General features: G+C 64.7%; 19 protein-coding genes. 5 read left to right on the top strand and 14 right to left on the bottom strand.

Annotated features, from left to right (window positions below; genetic code table 11):
• Nucleotides 1–541 precede the first annotated feature (541 nt).
• The gene (locus tag D6B98_RS32405) at nt 542–1,186 is read right to left on the bottom strand and encodes a response regulator transcription factor (protein WP_126261078.1); all 645 of its coding nucleotides are present in this window, start codon (nt 1,184–1,186) and stop codon (nt 542–544) included.
• Between the two features lie 86 nt (nt 1,187–1,272).
• Here D6B98_RS32405 and D6B98_RS32400 point away from each other — a divergent pair, with 86 nt between their 5' ends.
• Nucleotides 1,273–2,613, top strand: a complete 1,341-nt coding sequence (locus tag D6B98_RS32400; protein ID WP_126261077.1) for a histidine kinase — start codon at nt 1,273–1,275, stop codon at nt 2,611–2,613.
• A gap of 97 nt (nt 2,614–2,710) precedes the next feature.
• Here D6B98_RS32400 and D6B98_RS32395 read toward each other — a convergent pair whose 3' ends face one another.
• The 9 genes from D6B98_RS32395 to coxB form a co-directional block, all read right to left on the bottom strand.
• Nucleotides 2,711–3,076 carry a nuclear transport factor 2 family protein gene (locus D6B98_RS32395; protein ID WP_126261076.1) on the bottom strand — a complete coding sequence of 122 codons (366 nt, stop codon included), beginning with the start codon at nt 3,074–3,076 and terminating at the stop codon, nt 2,711–2,713.
• Between the two features lie 114 nt (nt 3,077–3,190).
• Nucleotides 3,191–3,943, bottom strand: a complete 753-nt coding sequence (locus tag D6B98_RS32390; protein WP_126261075.1) for an SURF1 family protein — start codon at nt 3,941–3,943, stop codon at nt 3,191–3,193.
• Nucleotides 3,940–4,341 (bottom strand): DUF983 domain-containing protein, encoded by a 402-nt coding sequence (locus D6B98_RS32385; protein WP_126261074.1) that lies wholly within the window; start codon nt 4,339–4,341, stop codon nt 3,940–3,942. Before D6B98_RS32385 ends, D6B98_RS32390 begins: the two co-directional genes overlap by 4 nt.
• Before the next feature lie 97 nt (nt 4,342–4,438).
• A complete protein-coding gene (locus D6B98_RS32380; RefSeq protein ID WP_126261073.1) occupies nt 4,439–5,335 on the bottom strand; it encodes a cytochrome c oxidase subunit 3 in 897 nt (298 codons plus the stop codon).
• A gap of 80 nt (nt 5,336–5,415) precedes the next feature.
• Entirely contained in the window at nt 5,416–6,069 is a 654-nt protein-coding gene (locus tag D6B98_RS32375; RefSeq protein WP_126261072.1) for a cytochrome c oxidase assembly protein, read from the bottom strand.
• A 5-nt stretch (nt 6,070–6,074) separates the two neighbouring features.
• Nucleotides 6,075–6,251, bottom strand: coding sequence for a cytochrome c oxidase system small membrane protein (locus D6B98_RS32370; RefSeq protein ID WP_028134045.1), 177 nt, complete (start codon nt 6,249–6,251; stop codon nt 6,075–6,077).
• A complete protein-coding gene (locus tag D6B98_RS32365) occupies nt 6,248–7,192 on the bottom strand; it encodes a heme o synthase (RefSeq protein ID WP_126261071.1) in 945 nt (314 codons plus the stop codon). The genes D6B98_RS32370 and D6B98_RS32365 overlap by 4 nt, the downstream gene beginning before the upstream one ends.
• Nucleotides 7,193–7,252: 60 nt before the next feature.
• Nucleotides 7,253–8,872, bottom strand: coding sequence for a cytochrome c oxidase subunit I (ctaD, locus tag D6B98_RS32360; RefSeq protein WP_126261070.1), 1,620 nt, complete (start codon nt 8,870–8,872; stop codon nt 7,253–7,255).
• Nucleotides 8,873–8,958: 86 nt separating this feature from the next.
• Nucleotides 8,959–9,813 carry a cytochrome c oxidase subunit II gene (coxB, locus tag D6B98_RS32355; protein WP_126261069.1) on the bottom strand — a complete coding sequence of 285 codons (855 nt, stop codon included), beginning with the start codon at nt 9,811–9,813 and terminating at the stop codon, nt 8,959–8,961.
• A 461-nt stretch (nt 9,814–10,274) separates the two neighbouring features.
• Here coxB and D6B98_RS32350 point away from each other — a divergent pair, with 461 nt between their 5' ends.
• Complete coding sequence (locus tag D6B98_RS32350; RefSeq protein ID WP_126261068.1) at nt 10,275–10,820, top strand: invasion associated locus B family protein; 546 nt, start codon at nt 10,275–10,277, stop codon at nt 10,818–10,820.
• A gap of 15 nt (nt 10,821–10,835) precedes the next feature.
• Here the strand turns inward: D6B98_RS32350 and D6B98_RS32345 are convergent, their stop codons facing one another.
• Together D6B98_RS32345 and D6B98_RS32340 are read right to left on the bottom strand one after the other, a co-directional pair.
• Nucleotides 10,836–11,111 (bottom strand): DUF5615 family PIN-like protein, encoded by a 276-nt coding sequence (locus tag D6B98_RS32345; RefSeq protein WP_245481508.1) that lies wholly within the window; start codon nt 11,109–11,111, stop codon nt 10,836–10,838.
• A gap of 52 nt (nt 11,112–11,163) precedes the next feature.
• Nucleotides 11,164–11,388: a DUF433 domain-containing protein gene (locus D6B98_RS32340; RefSeq protein WP_126261067.1), complete on the bottom strand. Its 225-nt coding sequence runs from the start codon at nt 11,386–11,388 to the stop codon at nt 11,164–11,166.
• Between the two features lie 150 nt (nt 11,389–11,538).
• Between D6B98_RS32340 and tldD the strand changes: the two genes are divergently transcribed.
• From tldD to D6B98_RS32325, 3 genes are read left to right on the top strand one after another with little or no spacing between them, the layout of a single operon-like run.
• The gene (gene tldD, locus D6B98_RS32335) at nt 11,539–12,966 is read left to right on the top strand and encodes a metalloprotease TldD (protein WP_126261066.1); all 1,428 of its coding nucleotides are present in this window, start codon (nt 11,539–11,541) and stop codon (nt 12,964–12,966) included.
• Complete coding sequence (lepB, locus tag D6B98_RS32330) at nt 12,963–13,739, top strand: signal peptidase I (RefSeq protein WP_126261065.1); 777 nt, start codon at nt 12,963–12,965, stop codon at nt 13,737–13,739. The genes tldD and lepB overlap by 4 nt, the downstream gene beginning before the upstream one ends.
• Before the next feature lie 16 nt (nt 13,740–13,755).
• Nucleotides 13,756–14,322 (top strand): nucleotidyltransferase family protein, encoded by a 567-nt coding sequence (locus D6B98_RS32325; RefSeq protein WP_126261064.1) that lies wholly within the window; start codon nt 13,756–13,758, stop codon nt 14,320–14,322.
• Nucleotides 14,323–14,478: 156 nt separating this feature from the next.
• Here D6B98_RS32325 and D6B98_RS32320 read toward each other — a convergent pair whose 3' ends face one another.
• Nucleotides 14,479–15,069, bottom strand: coding sequence for a PAN domain-containing protein (locus tag D6B98_RS32320; RefSeq protein ID WP_126261063.1), 591 nt, complete (start codon nt 15,067–15,069; stop codon nt 14,479–14,481).
• A gap of 206 nt (nt 15,070–15,275) precedes the next feature.
• The gene (locus D6B98_RS32315; protein WP_126261062.1) at nt 15,276–16,646 is read right to left on the bottom strand and encodes a glutamate--cysteine ligase; all 1,371 of its coding nucleotides are present in this window, start codon (nt 16,644–16,646) and stop codon (nt 15,276–15,278) included.
• Between the last annotated feature and the right edge of the window lie 21 nt (nt 16,647–16,667).

Here is a 16,667-nt window from a genome sequence, read left to right as displayed (position 1 = left end):
CAGAGGCTTTGAGCCACCATAAAGTGTTTTGCGGCATCAGGAAACCGCTTCCCGCCTTGACCCGGTCCAACGAAAAGGGGCTGCGGTCGAACCGCAGCCCCTCTCTTGGAAGGTCTGTCGTTGATGTGTGCAGACCGGTTTGCCTGTCGGGGTCGCCGCCCCGTCAAAACTGTTCGCGCAACCTTTCGTCGCCTGTCACGAAACCGTCAAGGGTGAAAACGATTGCGGAAGAGAAAATGTTCCTATTTTTCCCGACAAAGATCCGTCCCCCGGCAAGCGCAGCCAGGCAGCGACACGCCGCGCATTGCCGTTATTTCCCGAACTCTCGGAGATCTCCGGAACCAATGCCGCCCTCCCTCCATTGGGATCGGCGGATGGGTGTCGACTGTGTCCATGCATTGCCCGGCTGCACGCTGACACCGATCCGTTCCGCCGAACCGGCTGCGTCCTGGAGCGGCCGGTTCGGTGCTGCCGGGCCGACAGTGCCCGGGCCGCCAGTGCCCCGCGCCGACAGTGCCCCGGGCCGCCAGCATCCAGGACGTCAATTCATCCCGATTTCCACTGCGATCCTGATCAGGTCGGAATGGTTCTTGGCCCCCAGCTTCTGCTTGAGCAGGGACGTGGTGTTGGCGACCGTCTTGTAGGAGATGCCAAGCGCCTTCGCGACTTCCACGATCTTGTCGCCGCGTCCGAGCAGGCGGAGGATCTCGAGCTCCCGCGGCGTCATCTGCGAGGCAGGGTTCGCCTTGATTGCCGCGCCGGAAAACGTCACGGCTTCCGCGAGTTGCGGTGAGATGAAATTGTCGCCCGCGACCACCTTGCGCACCGCTTTCAGCAGGATCCTGGGATCGTCGCCCTTGGAAACATAGCCTTGCGCCCCAAGCTCGACGGCCCGCACCACGAAGGCAGGATCGTCGTTCATGCTGAACATGATGATCTTGGCGTCAGGATCGTCCTTGCGGATTCGTCGCATCAGCTCGAAACCTGAGACATCCGGCAGGCTGATGTCGATCACGGCGACGTCGGGCCGCTTGCTGACATAGGCGCGATGCCCGGATTTGGCGTCCGTTGCCTCCTCGATACGGATCGAATGGTCGGAAGCGAACAGGGTGCGGCAACCGGACAGCACCACGGGATGGTCGTCGACAATCAGGACCCTGGTCCCCTGCTTGGCAGTCTCTTGCATCGCGCGCTCTCTTGTTTCTCGATTCATAGACCGGCGGGAACAAATGGAAAGAGCAAATTCCGCCGATGCGCGTTAGAATTGACCTAATGTGGCAACGACTCTCGTTCAGAACGCAACTGTTTCTTCCGCTCGGCGCGAGTTTTCTGGCAGCGCTGATCCTGGGGGGCATATTGCTGCAGATATTTGCAACCGGGCAGCTCGACGACGAGCACGAGCCCGCTCGACGTTCCATCCGAACGATCGCCACCGCACTCAACGACACTTTGCGGGCGTCAGACAATCCGCAGAAGACGCTGGATGCCTTCGTCCAATCCCTGGCCGGATCCTCGGACATCCACTTCCGTTCTGCGGAAGGCGTTCCTGCGCCTTCGCCAAAGGACACCATGCGAAATCCGCAAGGGGTACCGCAGTGGTTTGTCGACCTGCTCATGGTGCCGGACACGGACGCTGCGGCGCCGGTGCTGATCGACGGCAGACATATCGGCGATATCGTGTTCTTACCGGACCTGTCAGCCGACCTGTTCGAGAAGTGGATCGGCTTCCTCGCGCTGACCAGCCTCGTCGCCGTGCTGATGATGCTCACCGGAATCATCGCCTACATCTTCGCAGGATCGGCGCTGCGACCCCTGCGGCATCTCGGCGAAGGCCTGACGCGGATGCGGCGTGGCGATTACGCAAAGCCGATCCCGGTCGGGGGACCGCCGGAGATTCGGCAGAGCTGTACGGAAGCAAATGCGCTGGCTGCAACGCTTGCACAATTGAGCCAGGACAATCGCGATCTGATGCATCGCCTGGTGTCGCTCCAGGACGACGAGCGGCGCGATCTCGCCCGCGAGCTGCACGACGAGCTCGGGCCGCTGCTGTTCAGCATCCGCGCGGGCACGATCGCACTGGTGGAGGCCTCGCCGTCCGGGGGAAATCTCGGCAACCCGGCCCAGCAAGTGCTGCAATCGGTCGAAGCGCTCCAGCAGACCAACCGCCGCATCCTCGACCGGCTGCGGCCGCTTTACATCGAGGAGCTGGGCCTCGCGACCAGCGTGCAGACGCTGCTCCGGAATTTTCGCAAGCAGGCACCCCATATCAACCTGACGGATACGATCGATCCGGATCTCAACGTGATCGACGGACCGCTGGCCCGGACCGTCTATCGGGTGATCCAGGAGGCACTGACCAACGTGCTGCGCCACGCCAAGGCCGGCAGCGCCCATGTCCAGGCGACCATCGCCGGTGAGACGCTGGTCGTCGAGATCTCGGACGACGGCGGCGGCTTCCCCGCCGACAATGTCTTCGGCCGCGGCCTGACCGGCATGCACGAGCGCGTGCGCGCGCTCAGCGGATCACTGTCGCTGCTGAGGGTGGACGAGCGAACCTATGTACGCTGCCGCCTTCCGTCCGCACCGACGCGCGAGGCGCCGGTCAACCGCTAAAGCGCGATGCGACTAGGATGAATCGTCATCGCGCTTTAGGTTGCCGTCCAAGCATGATTTCTTCGGCAAACCGCTGGGCACTTTTCCGGATCATGCTTTAGCACGCGCAGCCGTCATGCGCGTTCTGCCGCGCGGGCTCGCACAGCGTGCTGTGGATCTTGCCTTCCGGACTGAAGCGAAACGAGGCGCGAATGCGCAGCGCACCGGCGACCGAATATTCGAGATCGACGCCATGGGGCATTGGGTGGATCTCCTCCAGCCCGAAACCCGCCAGCGAGAACGCGCTGAGCCGCGGCTGCCAATAGGCCTCGAGCTCGCTCCGCCCGCGGTAACGCCGCGCGCCGTTACACATGCAGTCCACGTGGGCGTCGTCGGCATAGAGGTCGAGCAACGTCGCGAGGTCGCCATTCCGGCAGGCGTCCACCCAGTCGACGACGATTCCCATCTGATCGAAATCACTCACGCCGCAATCCTGTCTGCCGCGGAAAACCACCGGCGGCTTAGGGCCACACTCGTGAATGTGCGCTGAATAATAAACCCCGGGCGATACCGGGTTCCGGCGCGGAAACCGACCATCTCAGCTCCGTCGCCGGCCTCTGGCCCACACGGCGAAGGCGATCAGCACGGCGCCGGCGAGCAGGAACCAGGTGACGGCGTATTGCAGGTGGTCGTCCTTCAGATGCACGTCGAGCGGCCCCGGACGCGGAATTCCGTTCTCGGGCGCCGGCTGCTCGAGATCGACGTAGAACGGCGCCACCGTGCCCCAGCCGAGCGCGCTTGCGATGGCCCGATGATCGCGCACGAACCAGAGCCGCTTGTCACGGTTTTCGGCGGGCGTCAGCCAGCCGGGCGCCTCGGGAAAGCGCAGATAACCAGTCAGCGCGACCGGCTGCCCGGTCACGAGCTTCTTCACGGCACGATCCTCGACGCTGCGGTCCTGCATCGTGTTCTCGACGAAGCCCGCGTCGATCACGACCGTCTCGCCGCTCGGAAGCCGCGCCGGCAGGAACGCCCAGGTGCCGGGGCCGGAGGCGTCCTTGCGCACCGCCGAGCCGGACGAATAGACCATCGCATCCGGCAGGGCTGCGTAGGTCGCGGTGAAGCTGACGCGGCGGAATTCATCGCGCGCGGGATTGAGGCCGGCCCATAGCGCCGGCGGCGGCAGCGGGACCGGCGCTGTGGCCAGGCGCTCGGTGAGCGCCGCGACCAGCTCGTGCTTGGCGGCCCGCCGCTGCAACTGCCAGACGCCGAGTGCGACGAAGACAGCCGTCAGGAACAGCGTGAACAGCGCGAAGCTGGCCACGCGTGACTTGCGCGCAGGGGGGTTCATTTCGCGCGGTCGACCAACCGGCCCGGCGCCGCCTTGTGATGGAATTGCAGCGCGATCAGCAGCGACTTCATCGCACGCAGCGGCAGGAGCGTGGTGGCCAGGATCAGCGGCAACCACAGCACCGCATGCAGCCAGTACGGCGGCTGGTATTTGACCTCGACGATGAGCGCTGCCGCAACGACGATCCCACCGGCCAGCATGATGATGAAGATCGCCGGACCGTCGCCGGTATCGATGAAGGCGTAGTCGAGACCGCAACGCTCGCAGGCGGGCGCGAGTGTCAGGAAGCCTGCATAGAGCTTGCCCTGGCCGCAGCGCGGACATCTACAGGCAAGCCCGCGCAGCGCGCTCTGCAGGACAGTGGTCTCTGGCTCGGACTTGCCGGCGGTCTCGTTCATGATGGCGGACTCTAGCACAGTTTTCGCCGAAACTTTCCGGCGGTCCAAAAACGAAGGGCGGCCCTGCGGCCGCCCCTTCTGGTCGATTCCTCGCGGCTCAGTGCGCGGCGTGGGCCATGCTCTCGGCGCCGCGTCCCCAGACGTAGATGCAGAGGAACAGGAACAGCCAGACCACGTCGACGAAGTGCCAGTACCAGGCGGCGAACTCGAAGCCGAGGTGCTGCTTCGGCGTGAAGTGGCCGGCATAGGCGCGGAACAGGCAGACCAGCAGGAAGATGGTGCCGACCAGCACATGGAAGCCGTGGAAGCCGGTCGCCATGAAGAAGGTCGCGCCATAGACGTTGCCGGCGAAGGAGAACGCCGCGTGGCTGTACTCATAGGCCTGCACGCAGGTGAAGAGCGCGCCCAGCACGACGGTGAGGATCAGGCCGTATTTCAGGCCCTGGCGGTCGTTCTCCAGCAGTGCGTGGTGCGCCCAGGTCACGGTGGTGCCCGATGTCAGCAGGATCAGCGTGTTCAGGAGCGGCAGGTGCCAGGGATCGAAGGTCTCGATGCCCTTCGGCGGCCAGGTGCCGGGGACCGCGCAGGCGCCGGGCTGGGTGCCGAGGCCGCAGCCGAACACGGCGTCGCGGGTGGCGTGGACGGCGTCGGCCGGAAACAGCGCCGCGTTGAAATAGGCCCAGAACCAGGCGACGAAGAACATCACTTCGGAGGCGATGAACAGGATCATGCCGTAGCGGTGATGCAGCTGCACGACGCGTGTGTGGTCGCCCTTGTACTGGGCTTCCTTGATCACGTCGCCCCACCAGCTCGCCATGGTGTAGAGCACGCCGACGGTGCCGACGCCGAACACGATCGGCGCGGCCGAGAACATGTGATGCATCCAGGCGATCGCGCCGACCGCCATGATGAAGGCCGAGAGCGAACCGACGGCCGGCCACGGAGAGGGATCGACCAGGTGATAGTCGTGATGCTTGGTGTGCGCCGTTGCCATTTGCGGTCTCTCTCCTCAATCCCGTGCCTGTCAGGCACTTATCCCCTTGTTTCCGAACCTTTCGAGCGCGAGCCCGGCGGTCAGAGATTACCCTTGCGCTTGTCGCTTTCGCCCGATGCCAGCGGCTTCACCACGGGATCCTTCACCGGATAGAAGGTGTAGGACAGCGTTATCGTGTTCAGGCCGTCGTTCTCGTGATCGTCGGCGATCGACGGATCGACGTAGAACACGACCGGCATCTCGCGCTTCTCGCCCGGCGCCATGGTCTGCTCGGTGAAGCAGAAGCAGTTGATCTTCTGGAAATAGGCGCCGACCGTCAGCGGCGCGACGTTGTAGGCAGCCTGCGCGGCCGTGGTGCGCGCGGCCTGGTTGGTCACGGTATAGAAGACGGTCGTGACCTCTCCGATATTGACCTCGATCTCGTTCTGCTCCGGCTCGAATTTCCAGGGCAGGCCGGGCGCGACGTTGGAATCGAAGCGCACCGAGATCTTCCGCGCGATCGGCCCGGTGGCCGGCGCGGAGGTCGCCACTTGCGTCGTGCCGTTGAAACCGGTGGCGCGGCAGAACCAATCGTAGAACGGCACCGCCGCGTAGGAGGCACCGACCATCAGCGCGACAACGCCGCCGCAGATGGAAGCAACCACCGCATCGCGACCCAGCCCGCGGCGCGTGCCAGGCTTACGATCGGCCGGCCTGGCGCGCTCATCCTGCGATATGGTCGGCTCCTGATTCATCTTTGCTACATCGGCCGCACGAGAACCGCCGGTCCCTTGACCATGGTGACGGCGAAGAACAGCACCACGAGCACGCCGAGCGCGAGTGCGATCGCGATCGAGCGCTGACGACGGCTCTTCTTCTGCGCCTCGGTGAGGACGATTCCACCTGTCTCGGGTTTGTCGGCCATCGCTGTGATCATGCGCCCCCTACCATCGGAGCCAGCGCCCGGACCACGACCTCGACCAGCAGGGTCGCGAACAGCACGAACAGATAGAGGATCGAAAAGGCAAACAGCTTGCGGGTCGCGCGCAGCGACGCAGCTCGCTCGCGGCGCAGATAGACGTTGATCGCGAGCGCCAGCATGCCGGCCCCCAGGATCAGCGAAACGATGCCGTAGACGGCGTCGAAATAGCCGAGCGCCCAGGGCGCGGCGGCGACCGCGATCAGCACGACGGTGTAGAGCAGGATCTGAAGCCGCGTCGCATCGGGACCGGCGACGTTGGGCAGCATCGGAATGCCGGCGCGCGCGTAGTCGTCGGAGCGGAACAGCGCCAGCGCCCAGAAATGCGGCGGGGTCCAGAAGAAGATGATGGCGAACAGCAGCAGCGGCTCGACGTCGACCGTGCCCGTGACGGCGGCCCAGGCCACCACCGGCGGCAGCGCGCCGGCGGCGCCGCCGATCACGATGTTCTGCGCGGTCCAGCGCTTCAGGACCATCGTGTAGATCACGACGTAGAAGAAGATGGTGAAGGCGAGCAGGCTGCCTGCGATCCAGTTGACGAGGATGCCGAGCGTCATCACCGAGAAGAAGGACAGCGTCAGGCCGAACGCCATCGCCTCGGGGCGGGTGATGCGGCCGCGCGGGATCGGCCGGTTCGCCGTGCGCGACATCTTGGCGTCGATGTCGCCTTCGAGCGCCATGTTGAGCGCGCCGGAGGCGCCGGCACCGACGGCGATGCAGAGCAGCGAGGTGAACGCGAGCACGGGGTGGAAGTGTCCCGGCGCCATCGCCATCCCGACCAGCGCGGTGAAGATCACCAGCGACATCACCCGCGGCTTCAAGAGCGCGATGTAGTCGCCGACCTCCGCCTCGGAGATGCGGGGATTGATGTCGATGGCGTTCTGGTCGAGGACGGACACGAATTCAACTCGCTTCGTTATAAGAGCCGCGGCGCCCGTCACGGGCGCCGCGGTGATCGCTTACTGCACGCGGGGCAGCACTTCGAACTGATGGAAGGGCGGCGGCGAAGGCAGCGTCCATTCCAGCGTGGTCGCGCCCGCACCCCACGGATTGTCGCCCGCCGGCACCTTCTTCATGAAGGCGTCGACCACGCAGTACAGGAAGATCAGCACGCCGAAGCCGGAGATGTAGGAGCCGAGCGACGAGACCAGGTTCCAGCCCGCGAACGCATCGGGATAGTCAACATAGCGGCGCGGCATGCCGGACAGGCCGAGGAAGTGCTGCGGGAAGAACACCAGGTTGACGCCGATGAAGGTGACCCAGAAGTGCGCCTTCGCGAGCCCTTCATTGTACATGTAGCCCGACATCTTCGGGAACCAGTAGTACCAGCCGGCGAAGATCGCGAACACCGCGCCGAGCGAGAGCACGTAGTGGAAGTGCGCGACGACGTAATAGGTCTCCTGCAGCACGCGGTCGACGCCGGCGTTCGCCAGCACGACGCCGGTGACGCCGCCGATCGTGAACAGGAAGATGAAACCCACGGCCCAGATCATCGGGGCGCGGAATTCGATCGAGCCGCCCCACATGGTGGCGATCCACGAGAAGATCTTCACGCCGGTCGGAACCGCGATGACCATCGTCGCGGCGACGAAATAGGCCTGCGTCGCCGAGGACATGCCGACCGTGTACATGTGGTGCGCCCACACCACGAAGCCGATGCCGCCGATCGCGACCATGGCGTAGGCCATGCCGAGATAGCCGAACACGGGCTTGCGCGAGAAGGTCGAGACGATCTGGCTGATCATGCCGAAGCCGGGCAGGATCAGGATGTACACCTCGGGATGGCCGAAGAACCAGAACAGATGCTGGAACAGCACGGGGTCGCCGCCGCCGTCGGGCGCGAAGAACGTCGTGCCGAAATTGCGGTCGGTGAGCAGCATGGTGATCGCGCCGGCGAGCACCGGCAGCGACAGCAGCAGCAGGAACACCGTCACCAGGATCGACCACACGAACAGCGGCATCTTGTGCAGGGTCATGCCCGGCGCGCGCATGTTGAAGATGGTGGTGATGAAGTTGATGGCACCGAGGATCGACGAGGCGCCCGCCAGATGCAGCGACAGGATCGCGAAGTCGACGGCCGGGCCCGGATGGCCGGAGCTCGACAGCGGCACGTACATGGTCCAGCCGGCGCCGACGCCGTTGGCGCCCGGCTCGCCCTCGACGAAGGTCGACATCAGGAGCAGGGCGAAGGAGGCCGGCAGCAGCCAGAACGAGATGTTGTTCATGCGCGGGAACGCCATGTCGGGCGCGCCGATCATCAGCGGCACGAACCAGTTGCCGAAGCCGCCGATCATCGCGGGCATGACCATGAAGAAGATCATGATCAGACCGTGCGAGGTCACGAACACGTTATAGGTGTGGGTCTCGTGGAAGACCTGCACGCCCGGATACATCAGCTCGGCACGGATCGCGATCGACATCGCGGCGCCGATGACGCCGGCGATGACCGCGAAGACCAGGTACATCGTGCCGATGTCCTTGTGGTTGGTCGAATAGACGTAGCGGCGCCATCCGGTCGGATGGGCATGCTCGTCATGTCCGTGGGCGTGATCGCCGTGTGCCGCTGCGCTCGTTGCCATTTTCAAATCCTGCCTTGCGTCCCATTCGGACCTTTGGAGGTCCCGCCCTTTTATCGCTTCCAGTGCCTCAAGCCGTCACCCGACGCTTACTGCGTCGGGCCGGCCGCGGAGGCGTAGGTGCTGGTGCCGCCGCTCGCAAATTTCTTCTTGGCCGCCTCGACCCAGGAGGCGAACTCCTGGTCGTTGACCACGCGGATCGCAATCGGCATGAAGGCGTGATCCTTGCCGCACAATTCCGAGCACTGGCCGTAATACATGCCGGTCTTGGTGGCCTTGAACCAGGTCTCGTTCAGCCGACCCGGAATGGCGTCGATCTTGACGCCGAAAGCCGGCAGCGCGAAGGCGTGGATGACGTCCGCGCCCGTGGTCTGGACCCGAATCACCTTGTTGACCGGAACCACCATCTCGTTATCGACGCCGAGCAGGCGAGGCTGCTTGTCCTGGGCCATCAGCGAGTCGAACTCGAACTTGCCGTTGTCGGGATAGGCGTAGGACCAGTACCACTGCTTGCCCGTCGCCTTGACGGTCAGGTCAGCCTTCGGAATGTCGAGCTGGAGGAACAGAAGCCGGAACGACGGCACCGAGATGCCGACCAGGATCAGCACCGGAACGAGCGTCCAGGCCACCTCGATCAGCGTGTTGTGAGTGGTCCGCGACGGCACCGGATTGGCCCGCGCGTTGAACTTGACGACCACGACCACGAGCAGCGCCAGAACGAACAGCGTGATCAGCGTGATCAGCACGAACAGGAAGTTGTGGAACCAGACGATGTTGTCCATCACCGGAGAACCGGACTGCTGGAGCGTCCACTCCCACGGAGCCGGCTGCCCGACCTCGGCGAATGCCGCGCCACCCGTCGCCAGCGTGACGCCAGCCGCCACCACGGCGATGGTGGCCAATCCCAGCAGATGCTGGCCCACCCGACCCATCGACATCCTCATGCCGTTCGCGCTCCCCTTACGAAATCACCCCAAGTGCGCTCCCCTGTGTCCGGGCAACGCTTATTCGATCCGCCCGCCTGACAAACCGCCGCGCAAGAATACCTCTAAGAGGAATTCGGGCCAGATCGCTAGAACGCCGAAATCTAGCCTCTCAAACCATAATTCTTGATCTATCGCAATGCAGTCTTGAACCTGATCTGCCAGCCATCACCCGCAGGATAATTCCTAGTAACATCGGACAAAAATACCGTTGGCCGGGATGCTGCCGCTTGACAGCGGAATTGCCCGCGTTAGGCACTGGCTGATGGCCGCGCAGGAACCTGATTCGTGCGGGCGGCGGCGGTGCGAGACGGCGCGGAATTTGCTTGGCAATCGCCTTCAAGACGCCGTCATTCCCGTATCAGTCCGCCAGATGAGTCCGCCAAGCGCGAGCGAGGAAGGCGAGCAGAGGGACCGACCCGATGGGGCTTTCGAAATCGATGGCAAGGCCGGCCACAAGGCAGCCTAACCGCCTCCCGGCGCTGACTGCCTTGCTGGCTGCGCTCGTCCTCCTGGCGCTTCCCGGCCTTGCCCATGCGCAGGGCGCGGTGCGCTCCGTCCATGGCGACTGGCAGATTCGCTGCGACACGCCGCCCGGCGCCCAGACCGAGCAATGCGCCCTGATCCAGAGCGTGGTGGCGGAAGACCGCTCCAATGCCGGCCTGACCGTGATCGTGCTGAAGACCGCCGACCAGAAGAGCCGCCTGATGCGCGTGGTGGCGCCGCTGGGTGTGCTGCTGCCCTCCGGTCTCGGCCTCAAGCTCGACAACCAGGACGTCGGCCGAGCCGGCTTCGTCCGCTGCCTGCCCAATGGCTGCGTCGCCGAGGTCGTCATGGACGACAAGCTGCTCGGCCAGCTCCGCAGCGCCAAGACCGCCACCTTCATCATCTTCGAGACACCGGAAGAAGGCATCGGCTTCCCGCTCAGCCTGAACGGCCTCGGCGAGGGCTATGACAAGCTGCCGTAGGGATACGGCGGCGGCCTAGTAGATCTCAAGGCATGCCGTGCCGTCATCGCGCTCGAAGGACTGAATCGTCTCTGCGTGTCGGCGAAGGAGGTCGGCGATCGCCGCAGTCATTTGGTTGCCCGTCCGGAGCCAGATCACCTTAGGCGGAGGGCCCAGGAGAGCGGCCAGTTCGGCAAAATCGGCGTCCTGAGTCACGATCGCAAAGCCATTTGCCTTCGCGAACTCCCAAAGTGCACGGTCCGCGACCTCCGATAGCCCGTGAGACCGAACGTGACTGGATTGCGGAAACAGGACGGCAACGATCTGGCAAGCTTGAAGCTGAGATTCTGATCGAACAGCAGCCTCATATCGGCGCAGTCACCAATCGCCTCTCGCGGTCGGCGGCATAAGCCAGGCAAGCGCGAATATCGTCCTCGGTCAATTCAGGGAAGTCATCGAGGATCTGAGCATGGGACTGACCGGCAGCCAGCCAACCGAGCACATCCGCCACGGCGATCCGCATGTGGCGGATGCATGGACGCCCTCCACGCTTGCCGGGCTCAATCGAAGTGATGTCTCGGTAATCCATGGGCATAGGTTAGCATTGATCCGTGCCGGATGCAGCATCGGCGTGGCGTCTCGCCCCATCCTATCGTTTCCGTAATGTGACGCCCCGCCCCTCGCGGAACCGATCCGAAACCATTATCTTGCCCTAGATCTTCGGCTAATGGACGGACGCATGACCAATCCTGCCACGACCTCCCTGCTCGACCGCGCCAATCTCGACCGCGACCAGGTTCGCCACGAGGTCGCGCGCGGGCTTTCCGGCGCCGACGACGGCGAGCTGTTCCTGGAGTACAGCCAGACCGAAGCGCTGATGTTCGACAATGGGCGGCTGAAGCAGGCGACCTACGACACCTCGCAAGGTTTTGGCTTACGCGCGGTCAAGGATGATGCCGTGGGCTACGCGCATTCCTCCGACGTCTCGCTGCCGGCGCTGATGCGCGCCGCGGACGCGGTCGCGGCCGTGCGCGGCGGCTATTCCGGCAGTTTTGCCGCGCCGCCTCCGCACACCAATGTGCGGCTCTATGGTGACGATAATCCGCTCGACGCACCGGGCTTCGAGACCAAGGTCAAGCTGCTCGCCGAGATCGACGCCTACCTGCGCGACAAGGATCCGCGGGTGCGGCAGGTCAGCGTCAGCCTCGGCGCGACCTGGCAGGTGGTCGAGATCCTGCGGCCGGACGGCGAGAGCTATCGCGACATCCGTCCGCTCGTGCGCGTCAACATCTCCGTCGTGGCCGGCCAGGGCGACCGCCAGGAGAGCGGCAGCAAGGGTTATGGCGGCCGTGCCGGCTATGCCGAATTCATCGAGAGCCGGAATTGGCGCGACGCCGCCGACGGCGCGCTGCGCGAGGCGCTGGTCAATCTGGAATCGATTCCCGCCCCCGCCGGCGAGATGGACGTCGTGTTAGGGGCCGGCTGGCCCGGCGTGATGCTGCACGAAGCGGTCGGCCACGGTCTGGAGGGCGATTTCAACCGCAAGAAGACCTCTGCATTCGCCGGCCTGATGGGCCAGCAGGTCGCGGCCAAGGGCGTCACCGTGGTCGACGACGGCACCATTGCCTCGCGCCGCGGCTCGCTGTCGATCGACGACGAGGGCACGCCGACCAATCGCACCGTGCTGATCGAGGACGGCGTCCTGGTCGGCTACATGCAGGATCGTCAGAACGCGCGGCTGATGAACATGAAGCCGACCGGCAACGGCCGCCGCCAGGGCTATGCCCATGTGCCGATGCCGCGCATGACCAATACCTACATGCTCGCGGGCGACCGCGATCCGGGCGAGATCCTCGCCTCGGTGAAGAATGGCGTCTTCGCCGCGAATTTCGGCGGCGGCCAGGTCGACATCACCTCGGGCAAGTACGTGTTCCAGTGCACCGAGGCCTACAAGATCGAGAACGGCAAGTTAGGGGCCCCGCTCAAGGGCGCCATGCTGATCGGCAACGGGCCGACCGACCTGCATCGCATCCGCATGATCGGCAACGATCTCGCGCTCGATACCGGCATCGGCACCTGCGGCAAGAACGGCCAGGGCGTGCCTGTCGGCGTCGGCCAGCCGTCGCTGCTGATGGAGCGCATTACCGTGGGTGGAACGGGTGCATGAGCGTTGAGAAAGTGACTGTCACCTCCAAGCAGAAGGGCAGCGGCTGGGGCGGGCAGATCGTTCAGCTCGCCGGCATCGTCGTCGCCGTGTTCATCGCCAAGGGCGCGCTTGCCGAGCCGTTCTACGTGCCGTCGGGCTCGATGGAGCCGACGCTGCTGATCGGCGATGCGCTGCTCGCCTCGAAATTCCCCTATGGCTACGGCAGCTCGTCGCTGCCGATCCAGATCAGCCTGCCCGAGACCGGCCGCGTGTTCGCGGAAACGCCGAAGCTCGGCGACGTCGTCGTGTTCCGCTGGCCCGGCGATCGCTCGCAGGCCTGGGTCAAGCGCGTCGTGGGGCTGCCCGGCGATCGCATTCAGATGCGGCAGGGCCAGCTCTTCATCAACGACCGCGCCGCCGAGCTCAAGCCGGACGGCGTCGGCGCTGCCGAGGACGACAATGGCGGCAACCAGCCCGCCTACCGTTATGTCGAGACGCTGCCGAACGGCGTCTCGCATCTGATCTTCAAGATGCGCGACAACGGCCCGCTCGACAACACGCCGGAAGTGACGGTGCCGGCCGGTCACCTCTTCGTGCTCGGCGACAACCGTGACAATTCCTCCGACAGCCGCGTGCCGCTGCGCTCCGGCGGCGTCGGCCTGTTGCCGATCGACAATCTGATCGGCCGTGCGGATGCAGTGCTCGGCTCCTGGGATCTCGGCATGCGAAGCCAGCCGGTGTGGACCTGGCTGTCCGGCTTCCGACTGGCGCGATTCTTCACCGCCGTGCATTGATCCTCCTCGTCTCACGATGAACCGTGACGAATTCCTCGCACTCGCGCTGAGGAATCCCGTCAACGTCGCGATCATCGATGAGCTCGATCGCCTCGCCCTTCCCGATGCCTGGCTGGTCTCGGGATGCCTGGTGCAGACGGTGTGGAACGTGCTCACGCGCCGTCCGATCAGCCACGGCATCGCCGATTACGACGTGTTCTATTTCGATCCCGACACCTCGTGGGAGGCGGAGGACGCGGTCATCCGCACGCTGCAGGCGCGGCTCGCGCATCTCGGCATCAAGGTCGAGACCCGCAACCAGGCCCGCGTGCATCTGTGGTACCCGGCCAAGCACGGCCTGCCCTATCCGCCCCTGAGAAGCTCGCGAGAAGGCATCGACCGCTTCCTCACGCAGAACACGCAGATCGGCATCAGGCGCGCTCGAGATAGCTACGATGTCTACGCGCCGCACGGATTTGACGACGTTGCAGCCCTGATCGCGCGGCCAAATCCAGGACCGAATTTTTCCGCGGCGAATTACGCGGTGAAAGCCGCGCGATGGAAGGCGCTGTGGCCGGAGCTCACGGTGATTGCGGCGGAGTGAGATGTAGGGTGGGCAAAGCGACTTGTCCGCCGTAGCTCGCAGAGCGAAGGCGGAAGCGTGCCCATCACTTCTCGCGATCGCGGAAAGATCGTGGGCACGGCGCTTCGCGCCTTTGCCCACCCTACGGCAGCTGCGTCCGGGGCACGAGACCGAGCGCTACCGCACCACGCCCGACGTGAAGCCCGCCTTGCGGCGCGGCGGCTTGATTTCCTTTTTCAGGAAGCAGCGCGCCTCACGCCCGGTGTAGCCGGGGCGGGCATAGGTGAAGGCGCGGCATTTATTGTCGGCGGTGCATGCGGCCTTGCAGACCTCCACGCCCTCGCCGTCCTTCAGTTCGAAATTGCGCAGGTCGCCGCCGGGGCGGTCGATCGACGTCTCCACGCCCTCGACCCGCGGCTCGATCACACCGGCGCCGCGCACGCCGGAGATGCAGCAGCTTCCCGGCACGCGCGCCGGCACGGTGTTCTTCAGCCAGCACACCGCCGAGCCGCCTTCGACGTCGGGATAGTTGAAACTCCACGAGCGGCAGCGGCGGTCGCGCTCGCACAGCAGCGCGCAATCTTCCGGATCGCCCGACGTAACCGGTGAGCTGAAATAGTCGCCGCCGGGGCGGTCGAACGCGGTCTGGGCGCGCGCCGGCACGCCCGCGAGTGCGAGCGAGAGCAGCGTGACACATGTCACGACGCTTGCCAGGACCTTTGCCAGGACCTCTGCCATGACGGCGCCGGACAGGTGGCCCTTCCCCATCGGAACAGCTTTCGAGTTATTGAGGATGCTCAGGTTTTTTCAGCCGATCATTTGATCGCCGCAAACCTGTATGGGCGATGAACGGCTGAACTCCCGATCAGTGTCCTAACGCATGATCCGGAAAAGTGCGCAGCGGTTTTCCGAAAAGATCATGCTTAAACAACAACCTAAAGCGCGATGATGATTCATCCTAATCGCATCGCGCTTTAGAACGCGTATTCCGCGTAGGCCGGTTCCACCGAGCCCTTCCAGGGACCGTTGAACTTGTCCAACATTTCCTCGGCCGGCGTCCGGCCGGAATCGATGATGCGGTCGAGCGGCTCCAGATGCCGCGTTTCGTCGCGGCCGAGCTGGTCGATCCGTCCCCGCCGGCGCAGGCCGGAATGTGCCAGAACGAGGCATTCCTTGGCGATCTCGAACAGATAGCGATCCTTGATCCGCGCCTTGAAGCCCATGCGCGGCACGTCGTCGCGCAGGGCCTGACGCTCCTGCGCGGTCCAGTGCTTGACGATCTCCCAGGCCGCATCGAGCGCGACGTCGTCATAGAGCAGCCCGACCCAGAACGCTGGCAGCGCTGGCAACCGGCCCCACGGGCCGCCGTCGGAGCCGCGCATCTCGAGATAACGCTTGAGCCGCACTTCCGGGAAGATGGTCGACAGATGATTGGCCCAGTCCGACAGCGTCGGACGCTCGCCGGGAAGGTTGTTGTTGCGGCCGTCGAAGAAGGCGCGGAACGAGGAGCCCGACACGTCGATGTACTCCTCGCCGCGCTTGACGAAATACATGGGCACGTCGAGCGCGTAATCGACATAGCGCTCGAAGCCCATGCCGTCCTCGAACGCCCACGGCATCATGCCCGACCGCGCATTGTCGGTGTCGCGCCAGATTTCTGAGCGGAAGGAGAGGAAGCCGTTCGGCCTGCCTTCGGTGAACGGCGAGTTGGCGAACAGCGCGGTTGCGACCGGCTGAAGCGCCAGCGACACCCGCAGCTTCTTGACCATGTCGGCTTCGGAGGAGAAGTCGAGATTGGTCTGCACCGTGCAGGTCCGGTACATCATGTCGAGGCCGTATTGGCCGACCTTCGGCATGTAATTGGTCATGATCTTGTAGCGGCCCTTGGGCATCATCGGGATCTCGGCGCGCGACCAGGACGGCGTCATGCCGAGGCCGAGGAAGCCGATGCCGAGCGGCGCTGCGATCTCGCGCACCTGCGCAAGATGCGCCATCAGCTCGCTCTGGGTCTGGTGCACGTTCTCGACCGGGGCGCCGGAGAGCTCGAACTGCCCGCCGGGCTCGAGCGAGATCGCACCGCCGCCGGTGACGTCGTAGAGGCCGATGATGTTGCCCTTCTCCATGATCGGCTCCCAGCCGAGCAGGAGCTTCATGCCCTCGAGCAATGCACCGATGCCTCGCGCGCCTTCGTAAGGCACCGGACGATGGCCTTCGAGCGTGAACGGCGTCTTCTCGTGCTCGGTGCCCATGCGGAATTCGGACGGGTCCTTGCAACCGGCCTCGAACCACGCCACGAGCTCGTCGCGCGATTGCAGCGGCGTCATATCGATCTGGTCTCGCGCCATATCAAACTCTAATCAAAGGCG

Source organism: Bradyrhizobium sp. LVM 105, assembly GCF_003957705.1.
Lineage (GTDB): Bacteria > Pseudomonadota > Alphaproteobacteria > Rhizobiales > Xanthobacteraceae > Bradyrhizobium > Bradyrhizobium frederickii.
The sequence above is the reverse complement of the archived record's forward strand: the minus strand, read 5'-3'. Positions and strand labels throughout refer to the sequence as shown.